18 protein-coding genes are annotated in these 24,793 nt (G+C 32.4%); 11 read left to right on the top strand and 7 right to left on the bottom strand.

Translation table 11 applies throughout. From position 1 onward, the window contains the following. Positions 1-140: 140 nt before the first annotated feature. Complete coding sequence (locus tag IUY40_RS11900; RefSeq protein WP_195737088.1) at positions 141-2,987, bottom strand: TonB-dependent receptor; 2,847 nt, start codon at positions 2,985-2,987, stop codon at positions 141-143. Positions 2,988-3,524: 537 nt separating this feature from the next. On the opposite strand from IUY40_RS11900, the gene metK reads away from it, so the two are divergent. Continuing rightward, entirely contained in the window at positions 3,525-4,775 is a 1,251-nt protein-coding gene (gene metK / locus IUY40_RS11905; protein ID WP_195737089.1) for a methionine adenosyltransferase, read from the top strand. A 114-nt stretch (positions 4,776-4,889) separates the two neighbouring features. Here the strand turns inward: metK and IUY40_RS11910 are convergent, their stop codons facing one another. Next, the gene (locus IUY40_RS11910; RefSeq protein ID WP_195737090.1) at positions 4,890-6,356 is read right to left on the bottom strand and encodes a M28 family peptidase; all 1,467 of its coding nucleotides are present in this window, start codon (positions 6,354-6,356) and stop codon (positions 4,890-4,892) included. A gap of 236 nt (positions 6,357-6,592) precedes the next feature. Here IUY40_RS11910 and IUY40_RS11915 point away from each other — a divergent pair, with 236 nt between their 5' ends. Beyond that, complete coding sequence (locus IUY40_RS11915; protein WP_195737091.1) at positions 6,593-7,396, top strand: hypothetical protein; 804 nt, start codon at positions 6,593-6,595, stop codon at positions 7,394-7,396. After that, positions 7,396-8,010: a deoxynucleoside kinase gene (locus IUY40_RS11920; RefSeq protein ID WP_195737092.1), complete on the top strand. Its 615-nt coding sequence runs from the start codon at positions 7,396-7,398 to the stop codon at positions 8,008-8,010. Before IUY40_RS11915 ends, IUY40_RS11920 begins: the two co-directional genes overlap by 1 nt. A 72-nt stretch (positions 8,011-8,082) precedes the next feature. Here IUY40_RS11920 and IUY40_RS11925 read toward each other — a convergent pair whose 3' ends face one another. The 5 genes from IUY40_RS11925 to IUY40_RS11945 all read right to left on the bottom strand — a co-directional run bounded on the left by IUY40_RS11925 (position 8,083) and on the right by IUY40_RS11945 (position 15,846). Further along, positions 8,083-10,638, bottom strand: coding sequence for a sodium-translocating pyrophosphatase (locus IUY40_RS11925; protein WP_195737093.1), 2,556 nt, complete (start codon positions 10,636-10,638; stop codon positions 8,083-8,085). Between the two features lie 111 nt (positions 10,639-10,749). Beyond that, positions 10,750-11,280, bottom strand: a complete 531-nt coding sequence (locus IUY40_RS11930; protein ID WP_195737094.1) for an inorganic diphosphatase — start codon at positions 11,278-11,280, stop codon at positions 10,750-10,752. A 110-nt stretch (positions 11,281-11,390) separates the two neighbouring features. Continuing rightward, the gene (locus IUY40_RS11935; protein WP_195737095.1) at positions 11,391-11,990 is read right to left on the bottom strand and encodes a DNA-3-methyladenine glycosylase 2 family protein; all 600 of its coding nucleotides are present in this window, start codon (positions 11,988-11,990) and stop codon (positions 11,391-11,393) included. A 306-nt stretch (positions 11,991-12,296) separates the two neighbouring features. Continuing rightward, on the bottom strand, positions 12,297-14,798 hold the full coding sequence (locus IUY40_RS11940; RefSeq protein ID WP_195737096.1) for a DUF5686 and carboxypeptidase-like regulatory domain-containing protein: 2,502 nt from the start codon (positions 14,796-14,798) through the stop codon (positions 12,297-12,299). Between the two features lie 67 nt (positions 14,799-14,865). Beyond that, positions 14,866-15,846, bottom strand: a complete 981-nt coding sequence (locus tag IUY40_RS11945) for a pyruvate dehydrogenase complex E1 component subunit beta (RefSeq protein WP_195737097.1) — start codon at positions 15,844-15,846, stop codon at positions 14,866-14,868. 725 nt (positions 15,847-16,571) lie between these two features. Here IUY40_RS11945 and IUY40_RS11950 point away from each other — a divergent pair. From IUY40_RS11950 to IUY40_RS11985, 8 genes are all read left to right on the top strand, one after another. Continuing rightward, the gene (locus IUY40_RS11950) at positions 16,572-17,249 is read left to right on the top strand and encodes a GLPGLI family protein (protein ID WP_195737098.1); all 678 of its coding nucleotides are present in this window, start codon (positions 16,572-16,574) and stop codon (positions 17,247-17,249) included. Between the two features lie 3 nt (positions 17,250-17,252). Beyond that, positions 17,253-19,907 (top strand): carboxypeptidase-like regulatory domain-containing protein, encoded by a 2,655-nt coding sequence (locus IUY40_RS11955; RefSeq protein ID WP_195737099.1) that lies wholly within the window; start codon positions 17,253-17,255, stop codon positions 19,905-19,907. A 110-nt stretch (positions 19,908-20,017) separates the two neighbouring features. Then, positions 20,018-20,764, top strand: coding sequence for an electron transfer flavoprotein subunit beta/FixA family protein (locus IUY40_RS11960; protein ID WP_195737100.1), 747 nt, complete (start codon positions 20,018-20,020; stop codon positions 20,762-20,764). A gap of 74 nt (positions 20,765-20,838) precedes the next feature. Further along, a complete protein-coding gene (locus IUY40_RS11965) occupies positions 20,839-21,807 on the top strand; it encodes an electron transfer flavoprotein subunit alpha/FixB family protein (protein WP_195737101.1) in 969 nt (322 codons plus the stop codon). Between the two features lie 165 nt (positions 21,808-21,972). Continuing rightward, positions 21,973-22,602 carry a bifunctional nuclease family protein gene (locus IUY40_RS11970; protein WP_195737102.1) on the top strand — a complete coding sequence of 210 codons (630 nt, stop codon included), beginning with the start codon at positions 21,973-21,975 and terminating at the stop codon, positions 22,600-22,602. 69 nt (positions 22,603-22,671) lie between these two features. Then, positions 22,672-23,523: a thymidylate synthase gene (locus IUY40_RS11975; RefSeq protein WP_195737103.1), complete on the top strand. Its 852-nt coding sequence runs from the start codon at positions 22,672-22,674 to the stop codon at positions 23,521-23,523. A gap of 168 nt (positions 23,524-23,691) precedes the next feature. After that, positions 23,692-24,030: a 2TM domain-containing protein gene (locus tag IUY40_RS11980; protein WP_195737104.1), complete on the top strand. Its 339-nt coding sequence runs from the start codon at positions 23,692-23,694 to the stop codon at positions 24,028-24,030. 11 nt (positions 24,031-24,041) lie between these two features. Next, positions 24,042-24,524: a dihydrofolate reductase gene (locus IUY40_RS11985; protein WP_195737105.1), complete on the top strand. Its 483-nt coding sequence runs from the start codon at positions 24,042-24,044 to the stop codon at positions 24,522-24,524. The last annotated feature ends 269 nt before the right edge of the window (positions 24,525-24,793 follow it).

Here is a 24,793-nt window from a genome sequence, read left to right on the forward strand (position 1 = left end):
CTATAATTTTAACCACCAAACTTAATTTCGATTTTTTACATAAAAAAGATTTTCTAGCGAAGAATCTCTTATAATTAGGGTTATTATTTTCTTTGAAACCTATTAAATAGGCACTAATAGGTTTCAAAGAAGTTTATTATTTATATTTTAAAACTTAAACGGGCAAAACCAAATCTTCCGTTTAATCCAAATTGCGATACTGCTCTTGAGTAAGCAAACTGATTTGCATTACTTAAATCTGTACTTGGTATAGGAGACAATGTTGGTGTCGTGTTTGTAAAAGCTGGAGTTGATGGATTATTTCTATCAGGATAAACATCTCCTATATTATTAACTCCAAGTGTAACTCTTAAATGTTCGTTTATCTGATATCCTAAAGATAAATCGGTAACCAATTTTGCGCTATATTCTGGGTGCTCATAAACGGAAGAAAAACCGTCTAAGTTTACATCTGTTGCTCCTGGATCTGTAACTTTCCCGAAATAGCTATTTCTTAAATAAATATCTAGTTTCTTAATACTGAAAGTAGTCATTAAATTAGCTTTCAATTTTGGGATTGCTTCTTCTAGATAAATCCTGCTTGACTCAGGGAAAAATGAATACACATATGGGTCCCCACCAGCGTTAACAATCGATTGTGGAACATTTAATGCGCCAACCCTTTTGGTTGTATTATAGCTTAAAGCAAAATCATTTCTGATTGTAAAATCTTCAATAACATTATATTTCTGAGAAATCACTAAGTCAATCCCTTTCGTTTCAGAATTGATTCCATTTGTCCAGAATGAAGCTCTTTCTACCCCTTTTAAATCAAACGCTTGTTGAAACAATGTCAATGCATCTTTTTGTTCTGGAGATGTTGCTCCATTTATTTGTTCATCAGTTGGTCTTGAATATTGCCCAGTTAAAACTACTCTGTCATCAATTCTTGTAAAATAAGCATCTGTAGCAATTGTTATATTAGCTTCAGGAATTTTAAATGTAAATCCTGTACTGATACTTTTAGATGTTTCTGCTTTTAGATTCTCAACACCAATACTTTTTGCTGCTTGTGAATCATTTGTAAAATAACCTACCTGATACGGAGAACCATTAATAAATTGTGTCGAACTGCTTTCAAAATATTTTTGTTGCAATGATGGCGCTCTAAATCCTGTTTGTCCAGAAATTCTCCAGTTGATGTTATTGGTCAGTTTTAAAAGAGAAGCTAATTTAAAAGTAACTGTACTTCCAAAATCTGAATAGTTTTCATAACGAGCCGCTCCATTTAAAAGCCAATCTTTGGTTGCATTTAATTCCAAATCGATATAAGCCGCTCCACTTTTTCTATCTTTTTCTTTAGCGTCCGAAGGCTGGAATCCTGAAAATCCTTGTGCTCCTGCTCCACGCTTAGCACCAAAAAAATCAGTTACAATTAATGGTGAGTTGCCAGGTAAAATTCCCGAAACAAGATTTCCATTTACATCATACAAACCATAAGACGCTTCTTCTCCCTGTTTTATTTGATAATTTTCATATCTAAATTCCCCACCAAAAGCTACGTTCAATCCATCAAGAACATCGTACTTTTTACTTAAATCTAAATTGGTTGTACTTTGTAAAAACGAAACTTTACCGGCATAAAAACTATCTGCAGAGTTTGTTCCTAAAGTAGCATTAATAGTATTGTTCACATCATATTTAAAAGAGTTTGTTCCAAGGTTTGTACTAATATCTGTATCAAAACCAAATAATTGAGTTGTAAGTCCTACAGCAGAAGAAAGATCTAAAATATTAGATTGTATTTCTGGTAAAAATCCATTTGCATATACTTGAGTAAATGTTCCTGCTCCATTAGGAAGCCTGTTAAAAGCGTATGATTTTCCGTTTCTGTATGAAACTCCTCCAAATGAGTATAATGAAGTTATCTCTGTTAATGGGTATTTTGCATTATAATACAATTGTCCCGACGCTAGTTCTGATTGACCAACGCTCATATTATAATCACTTCTTTCTTGTCCTCTAAAATTGATCTCATTATTAGTTACATCAAAACCTAATGCGGTTTGCATTTGAGTGATGCTATTTGCAGAAGAAATTGCAGTTTGTTGCGCTGGTGTAAAATAACCAACTTGTGGAGCATATTGTTGTAATGTACTTATAATTTGAGCTGAGTTTGGAGTCGTATTAATGTTACTAAACAATGAATTTACATTTACACCATTCTGAGCCGCTCTATATTCGACAGCATTATATGCATTGAATATATTATTACTTCTAATACCAGCTCTACTTGTTGCCTGTCTTGTAACAGCACTACCTGTAACACTCAAGAAACTTCCTTCTTTACCCAAAGATGTTCCGTAGTTTAAATCTACTTGCAAAGATTGTCCGTCTGTACCTCCTTTGAAGTTATTTGATCCAGAAGAAATGTTTGCTCCATATTGCACCTCTCCTGAGAGGAAATTAGCATTTTTCTTCAATACAATATTAATTACCCCTGCAATAGCATCTGAACCATATTGTGCAGCTGCACCATCTCTTAGCACTTCTATTCTCTCTATTGCAAATGATGGTATTGCATTTAAATCTGTTCCTACCGAACCTCTTCCTGGAGCTCCATTAATATTAACCAATGCACTAGTGTGTCTTCTTTTACCATTTACAAGTATTAAAACTTGATCTGGCCCTAGTCCTCTTAATTGTGCCGGATCTATATGATCGGTTCCATCTGCTGTTGAAGTCGGGTTACTTGTAAATGACGGCGCAACATAATTTAAAATTTGTGTTACACTGGTTTGTGGTGCACCTTTTGTTATTTCAGAAATATTAAAAATATCGATTGGCACTGGCACATCAGTTTTTACTCTATTTTTACTCCTAGAACCAATTATCGTAACTTCTGATAATTCATTATTCTGCAAAGTATCTTTCTCCTTTTTGTTTTCCTGAGCATAAATACCCGAAAATGTCAAAAGCCCTAAAACTAATACTACATTCTTTTTCATTACTTTTTTCTGATTTATTATTATTTGGTTTTAAATGATATGCCGTTTTGTTTTCTTCCTTAAACAAAAAAAACCCCTGCAATTTGCAGAGGTTCTTTGTATATTTTTGAAAAAAAACTACAATAGTATCTCTGCGGAATACTCCGGCATCTTACAAGACATCATATTGTTAACAGTAAATTTCATTTTCTTTTGTTTTGTTGGGGCAAATTTGCGAACTTTTTTTAAGTCTACCAAACAAATATCTATTTATTTTCTAAACTCTATAGAACAAGTCGAATATGTTAAATTTTCGCATATTAAATTAAAAAAACAAAATATTAAATTTGCAATTCAAAATGGTTTTATACCTTTGCACCCGAATACAGAGGAAAAATTTGAACTGATTGCAACCTCTTCATAATGAAATCATTCATTATGGATGCTGAAAGATTTTCATTTCAGTATTAAAAAATGCTAAAGCAGGAATCCTCCTTTAGCATTTCCAGCAATTATTTTTTACCTCGCTTAATTTTATAATTTAATTTAATAAATATTATGGCTTATTTATTTACGTCAGAATCTGTTAGCGAAGGACATCCCGACAAAGTTGCGGATCAAATCTCGGATGCATTAATTGATAATTTTCTAGCATTTGATGCAGATTCTAAAGTGGCATGCGAAACTTTAGTAACAACTGGACAAGTAATATTGGCTGGTGAAGTAAAATCAAATACCTATTTGGATGTACAGCAAATCGCTCGCGATGTAATCAGAAAAATTGGTTATACGAAAAGTGAATATATGTTTGAGGCAAACTCTTGCGGAATTCTATCTGCTATTCACGAACAATCTGCAGACATCAATCAGGGTGTTGACAGAGCAAATCCTGAAGAGCAAGGAGCTGGTGATCAAGGTATGATGTTTGGTTATGCAACTAACGAAACTGAAAATTATATGCCTTTGGCACTTGATTTATCTCATAAATTATTACAAGAATTAGCAATTTTAAGACGTGAGAACAAAGAAATCACTTATTTACGTCCTGATGCTAAATCTCAAGTTACATTAGAATACAGTGATGACAATAAGCCAACACGTATCGATGCAATTGTAATATCTACTCAACACGATGATTTTGATGAAGAAGCTACAATGCTTGCTAAAATCAAAAAAGATATTATCGAAATTCTTATTCCAAGAATTATCGCTAAAAATCCTACTCACGCGCATTTATTCAACGATAAAATTCAATATCATATTAACCCAACAGGAAAATTCGTAATTGGAGGTCCTCATGGAGATACTGGATTAACAGGAAGAAAAATCATTGTAGATACTTACGGTGGTAAAGGAGCTCACGGTGGTGGTGCATTCTCTGGTAAAGACCCAAGTAAAGTAGATAGAAGTGCTGCTTATGCAACACGTCATATCGCTAAAAACTTAGTTGCTGCTGGTATTGCTGATGAAATCTTAGTACAAGTTTCTTATGCAATTGGAGTTGCAAAACCAATGGGTATTTTCATTGATACTTACGGAACTTCTAAAGTGAACTTAACTAATGGTGAAATTGCTAAAAAAGTAGAAGCTTTATTTGATATGCGTCCTTACTTTATTGAGCAACGTTTAAAATTAAGAAACCCTATTTATAGCGAAACTGCTGCTTACGGACACATGGGTCGTAAACCAGAAGTTGTAACTAAAACATTTTTCGCTCCAGGTGGAAACGAAAAAACGGTTACTGTTGAGTTATTTACATGGGAAAAACTTGATTTTGTTGATCAGGTAAAAGCTGCATTTGGATTGTAATTTTAGCCTATTAGACTAACTTAGATTGTTAATTTTTTTGACAACTACTTAACTTTAAACATAAAAAGCCCAATTTCTAATTTTAGAGATTGGGCTTTATTTTAATAAACTTTTTTATCTTTCTAATTGCACATTAGGCAATGTTTTAGGACGATATGCATCATTTGATAAAATCCAGCCTGTGCGATACATCCATTCGGTCATTTTTCGCAATTTTACATAATCAATCTTTTCAGATTCATCCATCGGAGTATGATATTCACTGTGCAAAACACTTGTGAAAAAAACTGCCGGTATTCCTTTGCGCGCATAAGGTAAATGATCTGAACGGAAGTAAAAATACTCTGGATGCTCTGGTCTATCCCATAATTTATCCAATTCAAATTTTGGTCCTTCATCATTTGCTCTTTTAGCTATGTTAACCAAATCTGAAGAGTTTTCATGTGGTGGAGTAGAACCTAAAAGGGCAGCTTGATTTACATTATTCCTTCCAATCATATCTCCATTTAATACTGCAACGATATCCTTTTCTGGAACTGTTGGATGGGATGCATACCATCTTGAGCCTAATAATCCTCGTTCTTCTGATCCATGAAATACAAATAAAGCTGTTCTTTTTCCAGGTTGTTTTTTATAGGCTCTTGCAATCGCTAACATTGCAACACATGTACTGGCATTATCATCTGCTCCATTATAAATAGAATCCTGACCATATTTTTGTCTTACTCCATCATGATCCTGATGTCCGCTAAAAAGGACATACTCATTTTTTAATTTAGGATCTGTTCCTTCTACTATTCCAATCACGTTCACTGATGGGTATTTATAGGTCTCTGAAACTACTTCTGTAGACAATTTGTCCTTAGTACTTTTTAAATAGGCTAATTGATCATTATGCACCCAAAAAACGGGTATTGTTCCTCCTATTTTATCCCGAAAACCTTCTATTCCATATATACCTCTTGTCATTTGCGGTTCTACTTGTGACCAGCTTTCTTCTGCTAACTGATCTGCAACCATAATAAGAGCGACTGCTCCTTTTTTGACTACAAGATCATAATATTTATTTCTCACTAAACCAGGGTAGCGCCTATCAAAAAGAGAAATATCATCTGCAATTCCTTCTTTTGAAGCCAATAAAACAACTGCTTTTCCTTTTATATCTGCTTTCTCAATTTCTTCTTTTGTTGCTGCTCCCAAATATAATAATGGTGCATCAACTTTCGCATTTGTGGTTTCTGCTACTAGAACGTCTTTCCACAATTTATATTCTTTTTGACCAATTATAAATTTTGTATTTGGTGTAACCTGATGTCTGTACAAATCAAAAAACTGAAAATAAGTTCCATCATCTCCTAATGGTGCCATTCCTGCCTCTTTAGCTTTGTTCGCTAGCCACATTGACACTTTTAACTCATCTAGAGTTCCTGCTTCACGACCATTAAAATGATCTCCTGCCATCAGAAACATATCTGTTCTAAGATCTTTATCTGTAATTGCCGAAACTAAAGGTTTCTTAATTGCTTGCGAGAAAACTACTCCGGAATAAGTAAGCAAAACGAGGATAATTATTTTTTTCATACATTTTAATTTTATAATTCAAACTTAGTGATTTAATAAGAAAAAAGACTTATCTATGTTTAAATGTCTAAAAAACACTAACAACATATTTTATTCCTATTTAAGATTAAAGATTATTAACTTAAAAAGCCGTTCTATACCTATTAACAATACAAATAATTATGTTAAAGCAAATAACAAATGCGTTTTTTTGTAATTTTACTCACTAAAATTAGAACTATTAAAAACAAACGATAATGTATAAAAATTTGATATTTCTGATTCTTATTAGCTCATTTTCAACAACTTTTTCTCAGGATAAAAAAATCCAAATTTCTACAATAAATAGCATAACCTTTGATGCGGATCAATTTTTAGGAATTGATTCTTTTGGTTTTTCTTATTTAATAAAAAATAATCGTTTTATTAAATCCAACGGCAAAGATGCTTACGAATATAAAAACATCTCTTTAGGAAAAATCACTAAGATCGATATAGAAAATCCCCTTAAAGTGGTTCTATTTTATGAAGATTTCAATACAGTAATTTTACTTGACAATCAATTCAACGAAACAAATAGAATTAATTTTTCAAAAAACACAACCCCTATCCTTGCTTCTAGAATTGGAATTGCTTCACAAAACCAACTTTGGGTTTTCAATACATTAAACCAACAAATAGGTCTTTATAATTATTTAAAAGATGAGTATAAAACCGTTTCAACACCTCTTTTAGAAAATATAAAATACTATCAATCGAATTTCAACGTTTTTTACTGGATAGATGAAGAGAACAATTGGTTTTCATGTGACATTTTTGGGAAAGTTGTTGCTTTAGGAAAAATACCTGATTTTGATGATTTAACTATTTTGAACAATCATCAATACATCTTTAAAAAGACTAATTTGTTGTTTTTTAAAGATATCAGTAGCCCCGAATTGGGAAATCTACTGCAAATTGAAATTTCAGAAAAAACGTTTGGAAATTTCCACTACAAAGACCAAATTTTATCTATTTTTACATTTGGAGAAATTACAAATTATAAAATCATAATACCGTAATGCACATAGCAATAGCAGGAAACATAGGCGCAGGGAAAACAACTCTAACCAAATTACTGGCCAAACATTTCAAGTGGGAGCCCCATTTTGAGGATGTGGTTGACAATCCATATTTGGATGATTTTTACCATCAAATGGAGCGTTGGTCGTTTAATTTGCAAATTTATTTCTTAAACAGTCGATTTCGTCAAGTGCAACAGATTCGTGAAAGTGGTAAAAAAGTTATTCAAGATAGAACCATTTATGAAGATGCCTATATTTTTGCCCCCAATTTGTATTCTATGGGATTAATGACAAGTCGTGATTTCCAGAATTACACTTCCTTGTTTGAACTAATGGAAACATTGGTAAAACCACCCGATTTATTAATTTATCTAAGAAGTTCTATTCCTAACTTAGTGGGACAAATTCATAAACGCGGTCGCGAATACGAGAACTCTATCTCTATTGATTATTTGAGCCGTTTGAACGAAAGATATGAAGCTTGGGTTCAAACATACACCAAAGGAAAACTTTTAATAATTGATGTTGACAATATAAACTTTGTAGACAATCCTGAAGATTTAGGAGATATCATTAATAGAATTGATGCCGAACTAAACGGATTATTTTAGAAACAATTACAATAAAAAATGCCTCTAAATTTAGAGGCATTTTTGTTTCTATAACTCTAATAAATCCTTTATTTATTTTAAGGCATCAATTTGAGCATTCACTTCTGCTTCAGTGCCTTTAAATGTTTTTGTGTCAACCTTTCCATTCGTTGTGGTTATAACTGTCCCTACAACCTGTCCATTCACATTTACAATTTCAACACGAACCGCATCTGTTTTTGTGTATTTTGTTGTATCAAAACAATCGGTTCTTTTATAAAGGTATTTTCCGTTTGCATCGTAATTTGCTAAACATTTTGCAGTTTCTTCTGGGCTACATCCTTTTTCTTTACACATTTGTGCACATTCTTCTCTAGTCATTGTTGCCATTTTAGACCTATCACATTTTGAATGTCCGCCATGCATTTCAGTTTTTGCACAACAAGAACCTCCTGCTGCCATTCCTGAAGCCGAATGTCCTTCGCCCAATATCGGAGCAATTACTAATCCGATCAAACAAGTTAGTTTTATCAAAATGTTCATCGATGGCCCTGATGTATCTTTAAATGGATCTCCAACTGTATCTCCAGTCACGGCTGCTTTATGCGCATCTGAGCCTTTATAGGTCATTTCTCCATTAATAAGCACTCCTGCCTCAAAAGATTTTTTTGCATTATCCCAGGCTCCTCCTGCGTTATTCTGAAAAACTGCCCAAAGAACCCCTGAAACAGTTACTCCAGCCATATAACCTCCGAGCATTTCGGCGATTAACTGGTTATTGCTTCCATAAACTAATTTTCCTAACAATACAATTGCAATAGGAAATCCAATTGTAAGGATTCCAGGAAGCATCATTTCGCGTAAAGCAGCTTTAGTCGAAATATCTACACATTTTGCATATTCTGGTTTTCCTGTTCCTTCCATAATTCCCGGAATTTCTCTAAACTGACGGCGCACTTCATATACCATGTCCATCGCAGCTTTACCAACAGAATTCATGGCCAAAGCTGAGAAAACCACAGGAATCATTCCACCCACAAAAAGCATTGCCAAAACTGGTGCTTTAAAAATATTAATTCCGTCAATTCCTGTGAAGGTTACATATGCAGCAAACAATGCTAATGAAGTTAATGCTGCTGAAGCAATTGCAAATCCTTTTCCTGTTGCCGCTGTAGTATTTCCTACTGAATCTAGAATATCTGTTCTTGTACGTACCTCTTTTGGTAATTCACTCATTTCGGCAATTCCACCAGCATTATCCGATATTGGTCCAAAAGCATCAATAGCTAATTGCATTGCTGTTGTTGCCATCATTGCTGATGCTGCTAATGCTACTCCGTAAAACCCAGCTAACGCATAAGAAATCCAAATTGCAGCAGCAAATAATAATACTGTTGGAAAAGTAGAAATCATTCCAGTTGCTAAACCTGCAATTACGTTTGTTCCAGCTCCTGTAGATGATTTTTGCACAATTGCCAATACTGGTTTTGTACCTAATCCCGTATAATATTCGGTTACTGAAGAAATTGCTCCTCCTACAATTAATCCAACAATAGTGGCATAAAAAACACGCATTGAAGAAATATCTTTAGAACCTTCTCCAAAGAAACTCATCGTCATCGTTTCTGGCAACATATATTGTACTAAAAAGAAACATGCAATCGCTGTTAAAACAATCGAAACCCAGTTTCCTATATTCAATGCTTTTTGCACTTGTGCTTCCTTTGCATTATCGTCAGAAATTTTTACCAATGTCGTTCCTATAATAGAGAATAAAATTCCGAAACCTGCAATTGCCATTGGTAATAAAATTGGTCCTATACCTCCAAAAGCATCTTGAATGTTTCCACCCATATCTTTTATTACATAATTCCCAAGAACCATTGCTGCTAAAACCGTTGCTACATACGATCCAAATAAATCGGCTCCCATTCCTGCTACATCTCCAACATTATCACCAACATTATCGGCAATTGTAGCTGGATTACGAGGGTCATCTTCTGGAATTCCTGCTTCAATTTTACCTACTAAATCTGCTCCTACATCGGCAGCTTTGGTGTAAATACCTCCACCAACTCTTGCAAATAATGCAATTGATTCTGCTCCTAATGAAAACCCTGCTAATGTTTCAAGAACCTTAGTCATATCTTCAGATGAAGTCCAAACTCCATTCATAAATACCTGAAAAAATACTATAAAAAAACCGGTTAACCCTAAAACAGCTAATCCGGCAACTCCTAATCCCATAACGGTTCCACCGCCGAAAGATACTTTTAATGCTTGTGGCAAACTGGTTCTTGCCGCTTGCGTTGTTCTAACATTAGTTTTTGTTGCTATTTTCATCCCCATATTTCCTGCTAATGCAGAGAAAAATGCTCCAAAAATAAAAGCTACAACTATTAATATATGTGTGGTGGGAACTATAAATGAAATTCCCGCTAAAACAATACTTGCTCCAATTACAAAAAAGGTAAGCAATCGATACTCGGCTTTCAGAAAAGCTAATGCTCCTTCATAAATGTGGTCTGAAATAGCTTTCATCTTACCATCCCCAGCGTCTTGTTTTAACACCCAAGTCCTTTTTATTGCCATGAAAAGTAATCCTATAATTGCCATAACAATTGGCAAATAAATCATAAATGCATTCATAATATTTTAATGGTTTTGGTTAATAGTCAATAAACTAACAAAACGAATTTAAACAAAAAAGCAATACTCTTAACAGAGTATTGCTTTTTTTATAAAATATAGAGGGTAAAATTATTTAATGCTAAATAATCCTTCTGGTTTATTTTCGATATCATCGAAACGTTTTGTACATTCTGCAATAATAGCGTATGCTTCGTTTACATCTCCCCAACCACCTACATCGACTTTTTTGTTTTCCAAATCTTTATAAACTTGAAAGAAATGCTCAATTTCTTTTACTAAGTGAGGATTCATATCTGATAAGTCATTTAATGAATTCCAGATTGGATCAGAAACTGGTACACAAATAATTTTCTCATCTGGTCCTTTATCATCTGCCATATGGAAAACACCAATTGGTTTTACTTCCATAACACATCCTGGAAAAGTTGGCTCATTTACCAAAACCAATACATCTAATGGATCACCATCAAGAGCTAAAGTTTCAGGAATGAAACCATAATCTGCTGGATACATCATTGAAGAGAACAACATTCTGTCGAAACGCATTCTTTTAATTTCAAAATCGTACTCGTATTTATTTCTGCTTCCTCTTGGTATTTCGATTAAAACATCGAAAGTTGTTAGTTTGTCTGCGGTCATTTTTATTGTTTATTATTTTTCTTAATTTCGATTGCAAAAGTAGTCAAAGTATCCCTTTTTACAATGAAAAAATACGGTTATATCATCATTAAGTTTTAATAAACAAGCAATTAATAGGTAATTGTTCTTTTTCTTTTCTTTAAATAATAATGCCAAAGCAAATATGTAGCATAGGAACGATATGGACTCCATTGTGTAGTATAATTTTCCATCTCTTCTTTGTCATGAATATCAAGTAATTCTTTAATTGTATTTACAACTGCGATATCGCCAAGCGGAATTAAATCGGGTTCTTGAAGACAGAACATTAGATAAATATCAATAGTCCAGTTTCCAATTCCTTTTAATTTTATCAGCTCCTCACGAACTTCTTTGGCAGATTTAGAGGCTAAACTTTCGATATTAATCTCATTATTTAATATTGCCGAAGCTAATATCTTAATGTAAGTTGTTTTTTGACGGCTTACTCCTAAAGCACGAAACTCTTCGTCTGACAAAGACACCACTGTTTCTGGCGTACAAACTATATACGCTTTAATTTTCAAAAATGTAGCCTTGGCTGAATCTATAGATACTTGCTGCTCCAAAATGAGCAAAACCAATGTTTCGAAACCTTGTGGTCGTTTCGGAATTGGAGGTAATCCATATTCTTGGATAATTCTCTGAAAAATTGGATTCTTCTCTGAAAGATAATTGATTGCTTCTTGCATAATGTGATTTTAGCCCCGATAGAAACGGTATCCTTTTTCTGGCTTCTTTAGCCAGGAAAAGATACAAGCGGATAGCGGGAATAGCTTCTAAAATTAATTAAAAAAATCTCGGCAAAGTCGCAGAGTCGTAAAGTTTTATTTTCACGCAGATTCTACAAATCTAAACTGATGAGCACAGATTTTATAATTTCCATATTTAAAATAAATAGGCAGACTTTGCATGAAAAAAATATTTAAGCATAAAAAAAGCCGCAAAGAATTAAACCTTTGCGACTTTGTAACTTTGATGCTTTGCACCTTTATACTTTAGAAATAGAATCCAAAAGAACCTTTTACTGCAAATTTATTCGCATCGGGTGTATTTAGATAACTTCCTCTCCAGGAGAAATCGATACGGAAAACCTTGAAGATATTCCCAATTCCTGCACTGTATTCCCAATATACTTTTTCGGGTGCATTGTATTCTAAGCCCGAAGCATTAATAGCTCTATTAGCATCTGTGATAGTTCCATAAACAGCTTTGGCTCCAATAATCTCCCTCCAATTAAGTTTACGCATAAATGGGATTCTTGCAAAAAGTCGTCCTCCAAAATTATGATCCCATTGCAGAGTTGTGTATTGATCGGTTACAAACTCATAGAAGTTTAAGTTACTAAATGTATTCTCTATTGTAAAATAAGTCTGGTTTCCTGGAATCACACTCATTAATCCTAATGGTATTGTTCCGAATGTTTTTCCTGTTTCCAAGATAAGATTTGTGCGTCCTAGAGGCCCTATAATTATAGGTTGTTTATAATACAACTGAACCTTTTCATATTTAAAATCACTATCTAATACACCTTTAAATCCGTGGCTATAATTAATAAAGAATTGACTAAACGGACTATCCACATTCTTTCTTTCGACACCAAAACCAATTGTTTTGCGATTTGGCGTGTATTCTATCTGAATATTTGCTTCTGATTGTTTTACTCCATTTGCTATAGCCCCCCCAGGATTTGTTGCTGATGGCAAAGTTGTATAATAATCTAAACTAAATGTATTCGAAGCAGATTCTAATGTACGATATGATAACCCTAGCTGAAATGTCAAGTTTTTGATTGGTTCTATTTCGGCAGCAACATTCGTTAAATTAATATTGGTTAACTTCCCATTACTTCCCGTTGTAAATAAAGCCGACGAGGCAAAGCTTCGCCCTAAGACATCATTGGTGGTGGTTAAACTAGCTCCAATTTGTTCTACATCGCGTCTGTTTCCTCCAGAGATAATAATGCGATTTTTTTTATCGATCATCCATTTTCCTGAAAGTCCGTATTTAAATTTATTATCATCAAAACCATATGCTGTATAAGCTTGTAATCGCCATGGATCATTTGGTCCAAAATAAGTTCTTCCTCCTACTCGTACACGAACTCCTTCTACCTCATTATATCCAAATGTTGAGAATATAGGTCCATAGTCAAATTTCGGGAATTCTATATAACCACTTCCTAATATCGAAACCAGACTATACAGTTGCTTAAACCTCTTGACTGTTTGCAATGTATCAAGCATTTTATAAACTCCTTGTTCGTCTTTGGTCAATTTTTCGAAACGGTTCTCTTCCCAATATTCATCAGGCCTATTATATACTTCGTTATCTATATAGTTAACTTCTTCTTTATAAAAAGGAGCTGGCTTTGGTATGTTAAACTTATGATCTCTATAGGATGACGTTCTTTTTCCATAGACACCTTTAGAGTTTTCTTTTTTGTTTAAAGCAAAATCCGACATCATATAATCTCTCGTAAGAAGAAAAATAGAGTCACTTACAACATCAAATTCTTGTTCAATATAAATATCTTTTACCCAGTTAATATTGGCACTCTTCGTAACTGCCATATTAATTTTCTTGATAGCGAATGTGGTATCATTTACCCAAAAATCTCCTTTAAAAGTCAATTCGTTTTTACGTCTTGGGTAAAATACAATATTATAACACCATTTATTATCTATAAATGTACTGTCTTTTAAAACATAGTTATAGACATCAATTCCCGTTCTAGACAATGGACTTGTAAAACTTTTATCAAAGAAGGTAAGGTGATTGTCATAGATATTATAATCAGAATACAGGTCTTTTACAAAAGCTAGAATCTGCTGATTATTATTAAATCCAGAGGTCTTACTTCCTTTTATTATCTCTTTTACTTTCTTTAAATTATTATCCCCATACACATCATACAAAGACTCATTTATAAAAATAGGTAAATATGTTTTTCCTGTAATTTTAGAAGTGTCTACTTGTTTAAAGATAAACTCCATTCCTTTAAAAACCTTGTTCTTCATGAAGGCACTATCGATGGTATTCATATCGAATTCCACTTTTTCGTACTTCTCCATTTGGTATTGTTTAAACTGGTACAATCCATTTTTACGTTTTCTTTCCCAAATTTTTCTAAGAATATCTAACGCTGGATTATTTTTCTTAGAAGTTTTACCAGTATAAATTACTACTTCATTTAAACTTTCGGCTTCGTTCAGAACAACTTTAAAATTGTAATTAACTGCTTTTTCTAATGTAATTTCTTTTTCCGAAAAGCCTGCCGAAGCAATAATAATAGTAGTATAAGTATTTGACGATTCTAAATAAAAACGCCCATCCTCATTAGAAACGATTCCAATGTTAGTTCCTTTAAAAACTACATTTGCAAAAGGAATCGGTTGATTGGATTTATCTAAAACGATTCCACTCACTTTTGTTTGTGCAAAAATGCCATTTACAAATGCAAATAAGAAAAACAGACTGAGTACAATAATTCTTTTCATAATCCCCCTAAAAAAAAACTTCATCAATTAAGAAAATGATGAAGTTTTATTAGTATTGATAATTTTCTTATTTTTTATACATTACCTTCTTTACTGCTTTTACTACATCACCAGCATTTGGCAACCAGTCCTTAAGCAATACAGGAGAGTAAGGCGCAGGTGTATCTGCAGTTGTAATACGTTGTATTGGCGCATCAAGAAAGTCAAAAGCTTGTTCTTGTACGATATAAGTAATCTCAGAAGATATACTTGCAAATGGCCAAGCTTCTTCAAGAATTACCAAACGATTTGTTTTCTTAACAGAAGTTAAGATAGCATCTTTATCCATTGGACGAACTGTTCTTAAATCGATGATTTCACAAGAAATTCCTTCTTTAGCCAATTCATCAGCTGCTATAAATGCTTCTTTAATAATTTTTCCAAAAGATACGATTGTAACATCTGTTCCTTCGCGCTTCACATCAGCAACTCCTAGAGGAATTGTATATTCTCCGTCTGGAACTTCACCTTTATCACCATACATTTGCTCTGACTCCATAAAAATTACAGGATCATTATCACGAATAGCTGATTTTAAAAGTCCTTTTGCATCATAAGGTGTAGATGGCACTACAACTTTAAGTCCTGGTGTATTTGCAAACCAGTTTTCTAAAGCTTGAGAGTGTGTAGCTCCTAATTGTCCTGCCGAAGCAGTTGGTCCGCGAAAAACGATAGGCACATTAAATTGTCCTCCTGTCATCTGACGCATTTTGGCAGCATTATTTATAATTTGATCAATACCAACTAAACAGAAGTTGAAAGTCATATACTCTACAATTGGACGACAACCATTCATTGCTGATCCAACTGCAATTCCTGTGAAACCAAGTTCTGCAATTGGAGTATCAATTACTCTTTTTTCACCAAACTCAGCAAGCATACCTTTTGATGCTTTGTATGCACCATTATATTCTGCAACTTCTTCGCCCATTAAATATATGGATTCATCGTGACGCATTTCTTCGCTCATCGCTTCACAAATGGCCTCTCTAAATTGTATTGTTCTCATATTTTTTATTGTTGTTGTAATTTTCTGAAAAGCAAAAATAATTATTTTAAATTACTTAAGAGCATAAATTTAGTTTAAAAAACAAGAAGTCGCGTATCAATTCCTATTTTACTAGTCTATTAACTTTTATCCTTTGAAAATGACAGATTACGAAATCGATGTAAATTAAAATCATTTCAACAAATGAGATAATTACTCCTAACTCCTTGGCATAAAAAAAGAAAATTACTATTCCTTCATCGCTTTTACGAAAAATAAACACAATTTTCCTTGCTTATTTAGTTTTATCATCTACTTTAGCAATAAATTAACCATAAACTTAAATTATCATTAAAAAAGATTTTTAACTTCAGTAGCAATACTAGCTTTTACAGGACTTGTAGTAGCAAACAATCAAGATTCAAAACTAATTGTATTAAACAAAACAGAATCAACATCTACTGATAAAACAATATCAAATAAAGAAGATGATATTTGGTTTTGTTATTTAGCATCAACTGATACAAAAGAGGACATGGCAGGCAATACGACCGTTACATAAAATTACAATTGCACATGGTATTAGCTCTAGAGGCAGTACCATTAAGAACAAGAAAAATGTAAATTAAATCAATTAAAAGCACTAATCTGTATAGTCTTTTAAGACTATACAGATTTTATTTAATAAGCATCTGAACTCAATATTTTGTACTACAAAGAAACATTCAAATACTCAAAAAACATTTATGAAGGCCATTTTAATTCCATTATTTTATATTTTATTTTCTAGTACAATTTACGCTCAAAGTCTTAAGGGAATATACACCAAACAGACATTAAAAGCGAATGGAGGTACTTTGTCTGAAAAAGCAAAAAAACCAACAGTTTTTAGTTATACTTATTCTAAAAAGAAATCAATACAAAAGCTTATTAATATTCAAAAAACATCTGTTGACACCACTTACATAGAGAAAAATGGAGATAAAATACCAACTGTATCAACTGTACATTTATCTTCCTCCATAATTAATTACAAAGATTTTGATGCACAAATCTACAAGCACCTACAGACAAGTGATGGAATGGATTCAAACGTAAAAATAAAACTTCCCATTCATAACTGGAAATTATCTCCAGAAACTAAGGTTATAAATGGCTTTACTTGCAAAAAGGCAACAACCAAAAACACAGAGTTTAATGCCAACCAGAACATTACTGCTTGGTATACCGAAGAAATCCCTATAAATGATGGGCCAATGTTTTATAGTGGCTTACCCGGATTTATTATTCAATTAGAATTAGATGATAAATCTATTTTGATATTTCAAAAATTAGCTTTTAGCGAAGAAAATACGGAAATTGAACTACCAAATAACTCTGCCAAAGAAATGAGTTTTGAAGAATACCTAGCCCAACGAAAATAAACCATGATTTATATTATTCCACAAAATAAATTTTACTTAAAAAAAGCAGTTTGTCTGCTTTTTTTTCTGTTTACTATACATCTACATTCTCAAAATACCATTACTGGAAAAATCATTAATTCCAAAAACTTACCTATTGATCAAGCAACGGTACAAATAAAAAATAGTAAAACTGACAATACTATAGTTTACACTCAAACGGACAAAAACGGTTTTTATAAACTAGAAATAAAAGAAAAAACTAGTTATACCCTTAAAATAACAGCGTTTGGCTACGCTACACTTATCAAAAAAATAGAGACAAATAGAGAAATATTAAATCTTGAAGACATCATTCTTGAAGAAAATCACATCGAACTAAAAGATGTCATTATAAAAAACGAAAACAGAGGCATCACAGAAATCGGTGATACTTTACGATATAAAATAGAAAAATTCATGAACGGAACTGAAGAAACATTGAAAGATGTAATCAAAAAACTTCCGGGGCTAGATATAGATCAACACGGAAAAATCAAAGCAAATGGCAAAACTGTTGACAAGCTATTGATTGATGGTGAAGAATTTTTCATAAATCAACAAAAAATTGCTACTGAAAATATTAGTTCAGAAATGATTAAAAACATCGAACTAATTAAAAATTATACCGAATTCAAAAACCTTAAAACAAATGAGAAATCCGAGATCACTGCAATAAACATAAATATAAAAGAAAAATTCAAAAACAAAATAACCGGAAATATTGAAACGGGCATTGGAAATGACTCTAAATACAGATTACATTCTACTTTATTTAGCTTTAGAAAAAAACTATTAGCGAGTTTAATAAGCGATTCAAACAATACGGGCCAACTTTCTATTTCTATTGACGACTATCTGAACTTCGTAAATCAAAAAGAAGAAAATACCACTAAAGAAACTACATTCACAAGAAATGATGAGCTCCCTCGCTTTTTAACTATTGGGAATAATGTCCAAAAGAGATCTTCTTATTTTACTGGATTAAATCTAAAATACTCCCCTATAAAACAAGTTCAGGTAAATTTTTATTCTATTATCAATAATACGGATCAAATAGAACAACAATCAATTACACAACAGTACTTTACCGAACCGAATCCAATTGTGAATAATGAAATAAAGGATGTAAATGAAAAATCTAAAATAAATATTTCACATTTAGATATCGCTGCAAAATTCAACAACAAATCATTATTAAATTACAAAGCTTCGTTTTCTGGATTAGATAAAAACAACAAATCTGAAATTAAAAACAATTCAAATCTTATATCTAACCAAATAGAATTCTCAAACTTTGACTTAACTCACCAACTCAATTTTAATACTATTTTCAAAAAAAGCAACGGCTTAAGTGTAACATTAAAACAGAATATTCTAGAATCCACGAATGACTTGAATATAAACTCTGACAACGAATTATTGAACTTGTTATTTAATGATTCTAACTATGAAATAACTCAAAAAACTAAAATACACACCAACAAGCTCTCTTTAAAAATGGACTATTTTTTCAAAATAAAAGCCATTAATTTTAATTTGTTTTTGGAATCAGATACAAAAAAAGAACTTTTCCAAAATAATGAAATTCAATTTTCACAATTTAACAACGACATTGATTTAAATAAGAAGAGTAATACTGTAGGTTTTGACACTAAATTAAAATTGTTCAAAAAAACCACTTTCACATCATCATTATCTTACTCTAAAATCAACTATAGATTTAATGGTGATTTTAGCTCTCAAACTTTTTTCGCACCTAAATTCACCCTAAAAGAACAATTCAGTACTAATCATTATCTTAAATTAAGCTACAGCAAAAACAATAATCTAGCCAAAGCAGATAATCTAATACAAAATGAGGTTATAAGTAACTATCGTACAATTTTTACAAACCAAGATATTAAATTTGACATGCTATTTCCTAATCAATACATAGGCGCAGATTATTTTTATTTCAATTCAAAAAATAGATTTTCATTAATTGCAAATGCTTCCTACTTAAAATCTAAAAATATCATTTCAAGTAATTCAATATCCACTTCAACTCTTACTACTTTTTCATATAAATTAGCTCCATTTGAGAACAGATTCAATTCTTTACTGTTTGTTGAAAAAACTTTTTCAAAAATCCCTTTTTCTGTTAGAGGTAGCACATCATATTCTGATAGTACTAAAGATTTCTTTTATAACAATCAAAGCCAAAGCTTGAATTCTAAATCAATCTCTGGATATTTTTCTATCCTTTCAAGATTTAAAGAAACAAGTTTTCAAATAGAAGCCGGTTATTTGTACGCAAAAGACAAGTACAAAGATGAAATATCATCCAATTATTTATCTGTGATAAATCCATACACCGAACTTAGTTATAAGATTTCTAAAGAGATTTCTTTTACAACCAAATTTTCATACAAAAAATTCATGTCGAATATTTCTTCTAATGACATCTATGAACTAAACCCAAAACTCAGGTATGTTTTCCCTAAATCAAAAACAGAAATTAGTCTAATTGGATATGACATCCTGAATATTAAAAACAATCAACAAATTTCCCTATCCCGATTCGATAACTACACAGAAGAGAACATTTACAAGACTTTATCTGGCTATTTCTTATTAAATATTAAATTAAAATTGTAAATCCGCGAAATCGTAATAGTTTTCAAAATTATTATGCACGCATAGTAAATTATTCGGATTATATTTCTAAATTTGTGGAAACGTATTTACAAATATTAAAATATATACTTATGAAAATATTAGTTTGCATCAGCCATGTACCTGATACTACTTCAAAAATCAACTTTACTAATGGTGATTCTGAATTTGATACTAATGGCGTACAATATGTAATTAATCCTAACGACGAATTTGGCCTAACACGTGCAATTTGGTTTCAGGAACAACAAGGCGCTACAGTTACTGTTGTAAATGTTGGAGGCCCTGATACTGAACCAACTTTACGTAAAGCTTTAGCAATCGGTGCAAACGAAGCAATACGTGTAAATGCTAATCCAACGGATGGTTTTTTTGTTGCAAAACAATTAGCAGAAGTTATTAAAAACGGTGGTTATGATTTAGTTATCGCAGGAAAAGAATCATTAGATTACAATGGTGGAATGGTTCCTGGTATGATTTCAGGAATTTTAGGATATAACTTTTTAAACTCATGCACAAACATAACTGTTGAAGGCACTAATGTAAAAGCTGTTCGCGAAATTGACGGTGGGAAAGAAACAGTAAGTACTACTTTGCCATTAATTATTGGCGGTCAAAAAGGATTAGTTGAAGAAAAAGATTTACGTATTCCAAACATGAGAGGAATCATGACTGCAAGAACAAAAGTTTTAACAATTGTAGAACCAGTAGATGCTCCCGTAAATACTAAAGCTGTGAAATTTGAAAAACCAGCTCCAAAATCTGCAGTGAAATTAGTTTCTCCAGACAATTTAGATGAGTTAATCAATTTATTACACAACGAAGCGAAAGTAATCTAGTAATCAGTTTTAAGAGATAGTATTCAATCTAAGAACTTGAATCCTCAAACTTTAAACTTTTAAACAAAAAAATTATGTCAATATTAATATACGCAGAATCTGCAGAAGGAAAATTTAAAAAAGTGGCTTTTGAATTGGCTTCATACGCTAAAAAAATTGCCGAATCATTAGGAACAACTGTTACAGCATTAACAATAAATACAAGCGACGTAAGCGAATTATCGAAATACGGAGTTGATAAAGTTCTTAAAGTAACCAACGATAAGTTAGCAGGTTTTACCGCTAAAGCTTATGCTGATGTTATCAAACAAGCAGCTCAAAAAGAAGGGACAAAAGTAGTTTTGTTATCTTCTAGCACAGACAGTATTTATCTTTCGTCATTGGTTGCAGTGGCTTTAGAAGCTGGACTTGCATCAAATGTTGTGGGACTGCCTATAAGTACTTCACCTTTTCAGGTAAAAAGAAACGCCTTTTCTAACAAAGCTTTCAATATAACTGAAATTGCTACTGATGTAAAGGTACTAGCTCTTGCTAAAAACTCTTACGGTATTTACGAAAGTGCAGGATCTGCAACTGCAGAAGATTTTAACCCAACAATTGGAGACAATGACTTTGGAATAAAAGTAGAATCGGTAGAAAAAGTAACAGGAAAAGTATCTATCGCAGATGCTGATATCGTAGTTTCTGGAGGTCGTGGACTAAAAGGACCAGAAAACTGGGGATTAGTAGAAGATTTAGCAGCGGTACTAGGTGCTGCAACAGCATGTTCTAAACCAGTTTCAGATTTAGGATGGAGACCTCACAGTGAACACGTAGGACAAACAGGAAAACCAGTTGCAACAAATTTATACATTGCAATAGGGATTTCTGGTGCGATACAACATATTGCAGGTATTAACTCTTCAAAAGTAAAATTAGTAATCAATAATGACCCTGAAGCTCCTTTCTTTAAAGTAGCTGACTATGGCGTTGTTGGTGATGCATTTGAAATTATCCCTAAATTAACTGAAAAATTAAAAGCTTTTAAAGCACAACATTCATAGATTTAAAAATTCTATACTAAAATAATGCTACCTAAAAATAAGATAATCGTATCTTTGCTTTAGGTAGCTTTTTTGTTCCATATTTTTTGATTAAAATTGCACTTTTATTTCTTACACAAAATTCTAATTAAAACGAGGTAGCAATACCTTATACGTCTGCATCTTATGAGCCTAGTTAAATTATCAATAAAAGGAATTTCATACAGTCAAACTCAAAATGGCGCTTATGCCTTGATTTTGAATGAAGTTGATGGCGAACGAAAGTTACCAATTGTTATTGGGGCTTTTGAAGCACAATCGATTGCTATTGCTTTGGAAAAAGAGATAAAACCACCTCGCCCATTAACACATGATTTATTTAAAAACTTTGCAGAACGATTTGATATTGTTGTAAAGCAGGTTATTATTCACAAATTGGTTGATGGAGTATTCTACTCAAGCTTAATTTGCGAAAGAGATAAAATTGAAGAAATAATAGACGCAAGAACATCTGATGCCATAGCATTAGCATTGCGCTTTAATGCTCCAATATTTACTTATAAAAACATTTTGGACAAGGCAGGTATTTATTTAAAATCAAATTCTATGGAAACGGATAAAGATTCTCAAGAAATAGATGACGTTCTTTCTAATCCAGAAACATTTGGCCGCGAAGAAGAATCCAATAAATCTGGCGAAACCTATTCTAAACATACGACTCAAGAACTTAACGAATTACTAGAACAAGCTGTGCTTCACGAAGATTATGAAAAAGCAGCTAAAATTCGTGATGAAATTTCGAAAAGAGAATTATAGAGCTTTGAGCAACAAACTTTAGGTAACAAGCCTAAAACTTATAGCATAAGCCATAAAGCCAAATCAAAAATGAAACAATACTTAGACTTAGTACAACATGTTCTTGAGAATGGTTGTCAAAAAGGAGATAGAACCGGAACTGGAACGAAAAGTGTTTTTGGATACCAAATGCGTTTTGATTTAAGCGAAGGTTTCCCAATGGTTACTACCAAAAAATTACATTTAAAATCTATCATATACGAATTACTTTGGTTTTTAAAGGGAGATACAAATATTAAATACCTTCAAGAAAACGGGGTTAAAATTTGGGATGCCTGGGCAGACAGCAACGGCGATTTAGGCCCTGTCTACGGACACCAATGGCGCAATTGGAACAGTGAAGAAATAGACCAAATTTCAGAACTTATTACAGAGCTTAAAACAAACCCGAACAGTCGACGAATGTTGGTTTCTGCTTGGAATCCATCAGTATTGCCTGATACAAAAAAATCATTTGAAGAAAATGTAGCCAATAATAAAGCTGCACTACCTCCTTGTCATGCTTTTTTCCAATTTTATGTATCTGCTCCTGATCTTGAAAAAGGCGAAACTAAAGGGAAATTATCTTGCCAATTATACCAACGAAGTGCTGATATATTCTTGGGGGTTCCATTTAATATTGCATCGTATGCCTTATTAACTATGATGATTGCACAAGTATGTAACCTCGAAGCAGGAGAATTCATTCATACTTTTGGAGATGCACATATTTACAACAATCATTTTGAACAACTAGAATTACAATTAAAACGTGAACCAAAACCTTTACCTAAAATGGTTTTAAATCCCGATATAAAAAACATTTTCGATTTTGACTATAATGACTTTACCCTTTTAGATTACGAACCTCATGCAGGAATTAAAGGAAGTGTTGCTGTATAAAACAATCAAAACATAAAGATCCGCTTGTAAAATAGCGGATTTTTTGCTTTTAAAACAGGAGACAATTACACTTTTAAACAATGAAACTCTTTTCAGAACAAATATTCAACACACAAAGACAGTCCTATTTCAAAATAAATTTTATCTTTATAATCTAATATTTATCTCATGGAAAAGGAATTACACGAGCAGTATGAATACGCAAGAAGAAGGATAAGACAAAAAAAAACACTATATTTTCATTTTGTTTTATTTCTTTTAGGAAGTTTGTTTTTATTTGTTGCTGATAGATTTTTAAACATATCATACGGACAGAATTGGTATATCTGGATAATTACAGTCTGGTTTTTTATTTTTATTTTACATTTTATAAAAGTATATATCACCGATCGTTTTATGAATAAAAATTGGGAAAGAGAACAAATAGATCGACTTGTTGCTTTACAGCAAAAAAGAATTTCTCAATTGGATTCAAGCATAAGTGACAATCTCGAAAACAAACTTTAGTTCGAAACAAAATGATTATAATGATTGCGGCTGTCGCCGAAAACAATGCGCTTGGAAGAAATAATGAAATGATTTGGCACCTATCAAATGATTTTAAAAGATTTAAAGCCCTCACCACTGGACATCATATTATAATGGGCAGGAAAACTTTTGAAAGTTTCCCTAAACCATTACCAAACAGGACTCATATTGTAATAACACGTCAGGAAAACTACCACCCAGAAGGGTGCATTGTTGCAAAAAGTATAGAAGAAGCAATTGCAAAATGTCCTAAAGATGATGATTCTTTTATTATTGGTGGTGGAGAAATATATAATTTAGGAATGCCTTTTGCAGATATTCTAGAAATCACCAGGGTACATCATAGCTTTGAAGCTGATGCTTTTTTTCCGGAAATCAACAAAGAAGAATGGCAATTAGCAGAAGCAGAACTTAACAAAAAAGACGAAAAGCATCTTTACGATTACACATACGAAACATACATTCGATTATAACACAAAAAAAACCCTCATTAATGAGGGTTTTTGTTTTGGCAAACTAATGATTAGAGAAAAATGACCTACTCTAGAAAGAGTATTTGATAACATAAAATAAAAATTACAAATATTAAAAATACACCAGAAAAGAATATTATAATATTTGATATTTTTTGAGAGTACATCTCAAAAAAGCCTTTAATACCAAATACCACGAAGGTACTAAAGACAAAGAAAATTAAAATTTCCAAAAACAAATTTAATCCTAAGAACGTATTTTGCGCTTT

This window comes from Flavobacterium sp. ALJ2, from assembly GCF_015594725.1.
Classification (GTDB): domain Bacteria; phylum Bacteroidota; class Bacteroidia; order Flavobacteriales; family Flavobacteriaceae; genus Flavobacterium.

What these genes read in the sequence shown, in the direction of transcription:
- IUY40_RS11900 (WP_195737088.1), bottom strand. Translation starts at nt 2,987, where the DNA reads ATGAAAAAGAATGTAGTATTAGTTTTAGGGCTTTTGACATTTTCGGGT.
- metK (WP_195737089.1), top strand. Translation starts at nt 3,525, where the DNA reads ATGGCTTATTTATTTACGTCAGAATCTGTTAGCGAAGGACATCCCGAC.
- IUY40_RS11910 (WP_195737090.1), bottom strand. Translation starts at nt 6,356, where the DNA reads ATGAAAAAAATAATTATCCTCGTTTTGCTTACTTATTCCGGAGTAGTT.
- IUY40_RS11915 (WP_195737091.1), top strand. Translation starts at nt 6,593, where the DNA reads ATGTATAAAAATTTGATATTTCTGATTCTTATTAGCTCATTTTCAACA.
- IUY40_RS11920 (WP_195737092.1), top strand. Translation starts at nt 7,396, where the DNA reads ATGCACATAGCAATAGCAGGAAACATAGGCGCAGGGAAAACAACTCTA.
- IUY40_RS11925 (WP_195737093.1), bottom strand. Translation starts at nt 10,638, where the DNA reads ATGAATGCATTTATGATTTATTTGCCAATTGTTATGGCAATTATAGGA.
- IUY40_RS11930 (WP_195737094.1), bottom strand. Translation starts at nt 11,280, where the DNA reads ATGACCGCAGACAAACTAACAACTTTCGATGTTTTAATCGAAATACCA.
- IUY40_RS11935 (WP_195737095.1), bottom strand. Translation starts at nt 11,990, where the DNA reads ATGCAAGAAGCAATCAATTATCTTTCAGAGAAGAATCCAATTTTTCAG.
- IUY40_RS11940 (WP_195737096.1), bottom strand. Translation starts at nt 14,798, where the DNA reads ATGAAAAGAATTATTGTACTCAGTCTGTTTTTCTTATTTGCATTTGTA.
- IUY40_RS11945 (WP_195737097.1), bottom strand. Translation starts at nt 15,846, where the DNA reads ATGAGAACAATACAATTTAGAGAGGCCATTTGTGAAGCGATGAGCGAA.
- IUY40_RS11950 (WP_195737098.1), top strand. Translation starts at nt 16,572, where the DNA reads ATGAAGGCCATTTTAATTCCATTATTTTATATTTTATTTTCTAGTACA.
- IUY40_RS11955 (WP_195737099.1), top strand. Translation starts at nt 17,253, where the DNA reads ATGATTTATATTATTCCACAAAATAAATTTTACTTAAAAAAAGCAGTT.
- IUY40_RS11960 (WP_195737100.1), top strand. Translation starts at nt 20,018, where the DNA reads ATGAAAATATTAGTTTGCATCAGCCATGTACCTGATACTACTTCAAAA.
- IUY40_RS11965 (WP_195737101.1), top strand. Translation starts at nt 20,839, where the DNA reads ATGTCAATATTAATATACGCAGAATCTGCAGAAGGAAAATTTAAAAAA.
- IUY40_RS11970 (WP_195737102.1), top strand. Translation starts at nt 21,973, where the DNA reads ATGAGCCTAGTTAAATTATCAATAAAAGGAATTTCATACAGTCAAACT.
- IUY40_RS11975 (WP_195737103.1), top strand. Translation starts at nt 22,672, where the DNA reads ATGAAACAATACTTAGACTTAGTACAACATGTTCTTGAGAATGGTTGT.
- IUY40_RS11980 (WP_195737104.1), top strand. Translation starts at nt 23,692, where the DNA reads ATGGAAAAGGAATTACACGAGCAGTATGAATACGCAAGAAGAAGGATA.
- IUY40_RS11985 (WP_195737105.1), top strand. Translation starts at nt 24,042, where the DNA reads ATGATTATAATGATTGCGGCTGTCGCCGAAAACAATGCGCTTGGAAGA.